This is a genomic window from Photobacterium kishitanii (assembly GCF_000613045.3).
In the GTDB taxonomy this organism is placed as follows: Bacteria; Pseudomonadota; Gammaproteobacteria; order Enterobacterales; family Vibrionaceae; genus Photobacterium; species Photobacterium kishitanii.
This window is the reverse complement of sequence record NZ_CCAR020000002.1, coordinates 1-2416: the sequence shown is the minus strand read 5'-3', so window position 1 is coordinate 2416 and position 2416 is coordinate 1. Positions and strand designations below refer to the sequence as shown.

The following is a 2416-nucleotide window of genomic DNA, read 5'->3' as shown; positions in this document are numbered from 1 at the left end:
AAAAATGCTGATTAGGGCTCTAGATATATTGATTAGCAGGTATAAAAAAATCCCCCGCTATAATTAGCGAGGGATTGATAGGGTAGTCACATTATCGTGTTAGGCGATTATAGTGCGTCTTTTTTGATACAAAGAACGTGGTATTTACCGTCTTCGATCTCTGCACCTTCAGTTTCGTGTTCGAAACCAGGGAATTCAGCATCCCATGCTTCTAGTGCTTTCAAGTACTGGATTTGAGGACTTGTTTCGTCACCGAAGTTTTCGCCACCCATTAGCATTGGAATGCCTGGTGGGTAAGGAATAACCGAGTTCGCTGCAACACGACCAACAAGCTTGTCAGAAGGTACTAGCTCTACGTCATCAGATACTACGAACTGGTAAGCAGTACGTGGCTTCACTTCCATTTCTGGCAGGCTTGAGTAAGCGTGGTTTAGTACTTGGCTTGGGTTATGACGTACTAGGTATTCAAACATCTTGTTACCAAGATCTTTAAGACCAAGACCGCGGTAAACTTCTGGAGCAGAAGCGACTAGCTCAGGCAGTAATGTTTCGATATCTGCGTTTGCATCGTAGTGACGCTTGAATGACAACAAGGTGTTGATCAAGGTGTCACGCTTACCTTTAGTAATACCCATTGAGAATAGGAACATTACTTGGAAGTCAGTGGTACGGGTTGGTACGATACCGAAACGACCTAGGTATGCAGTGACAAGTGCTGCTGGAACACCTGTTTCTAGGAAGTTACCGTTGTCGTCAAGCCCCGGAGTTAGCAAGCTCACTTTGATTGGATCAAGCATACACCAGTCATTGTCGATTTCGTCAAAGCCGTGCCACTTGTCGCCAGGTGTCAATTTCCAGTTCTGTTGGATAGTCATTAGAGACTCAACAGAAGCGTCTTCGAAATTAACTTTGTCACCGTTCATTTCGGTAACCGTTTCAGCGTTCCAAGGCTTGAAGAACCAATCGTTTTCAGCGGTGTAATCGTTGAATAGTTGACGCATGTTTTGACGGAAGATGATCGCTTCGCGGTTAACTTCGTTAGTTAGCGATAGACCACTTTCGCCTTTCATCATATTCGCAGCAACATCGTTAGACGCACAGATTGCGTATAGTGGTGATGTTGAAGTGTGCATCATGTAAGCTTGGTTGAAACGGTCAAAGTTGATTGCGTTTTCACCGTTACGTACGTGAATGTATGATGCTTGAGACAATGCATTCAATAATTTGTGCGTTGAGTGAGTCGCAAATACTGTAGGACCCGTGTGGTCTTTAGCATCGCCACGCATTGCGTAGTGACCCTTGTAGATAGGGTTAAAACGTGCGTAACCGAACCAAGCTTCGTCCATGTGAATACGGCTAGAGCTTTCGCCTAGTAGCGCTTCAGTCACTTCTGAGTGGTAACATAAACCGTCGTAAGTACAGTTAGTTACTACAGCGTAGCTGGCTTTTTTCTCATCAGCGTTGAAAGGAATGCCCGCATTTTTCGCTTTAAGGGCAATGCCTTCTTTGCTCATTTGAACTTTGCTGATTGGACCGATAATACCGTAGCAGTTACGGCTAGGCACCATGTAGATTGGACGCGCGCCCGTTAGGATCAGACCTTGCTCGATTGATTTGTGACAGTTACGGTCACAAATAGCGATGTCGTCATCTTTCATACATGCTTGCATGATAGTACGGTTTGAACCTGAAGTACCTACGATACCAGAGTAAGACTGGTGAGCACCGAAGATCTTAGCTGCTTCAACTTCTGAATCTTTAAATGCGCCGCTGTGGTCAAGTAATGAACCTAGTGCAGCACGCTCGATACCCATATCGGTACGGAACAAGTTTTCGCCGAAGAATTCAAAGAATTGGTTACCAGCAGGGGTCTTAGTAAAACCAATACCACCTTGGTGACCTGGAGCAGACCATGAGTACTCATGGATGTCGTTGTAGTGCATCATCGCTTTCATGAACGGTGGTAGCACTTGTGCACGGTAACGACGCATTGAAGCAACGATACGGCCAGCAACGAAATCAGCGGTGTCTTCTAGTACTGAATAACACTCGTCAACACGCTCCATTAATTGGCGGTTGTTAAGGATAGACGTACGAGCGCGTTCTGCTAGTAGAAATACTGGCACTTCAGATTGACGTGCTTGTAGTGCTGCTAACAAATCAACTTCTTCGTGAGAGTTAACGATTTGCTCTTCAGTTTTTTCAAGTGCTAATACTAGGCTATCAATTTGAGTTGATAGAATAACCGCACGTGCATCTTCATAAGAAGTCGCAGTGATGATTTCGATGGTACGGTTTTGTAGTTCAGCGATCAGTGACTTAGTTGCACGATCAGCAAAGCTATTTGGAGTAATGTTTTGGTGCTCAATAACGAGAGCACGCATTTTATTTGTACTATTATTGTTGTTCATAATAA

At 44.5% G+C, this 2416-nt stretch carries 1 protein-coding gene; it reads right to left on the bottom strand.

Annotated features, from left to right (window positions below; translation table 11 throughout):
- Nucleotides 1-107 precede the first annotated feature (107 nt).
- Nucleotides 108-2384, bottom strand: a complete 2277-nt coding sequence (gene adiA / locus PPBDW_RS00175; protein ID WP_036788523.1) for an arginine decarboxylase — start codon at nucleotides 2382-2384, stop codon at nucleotides 108-110.
- Nucleotides 2385-2416 lie beyond the last annotated feature (32 nt).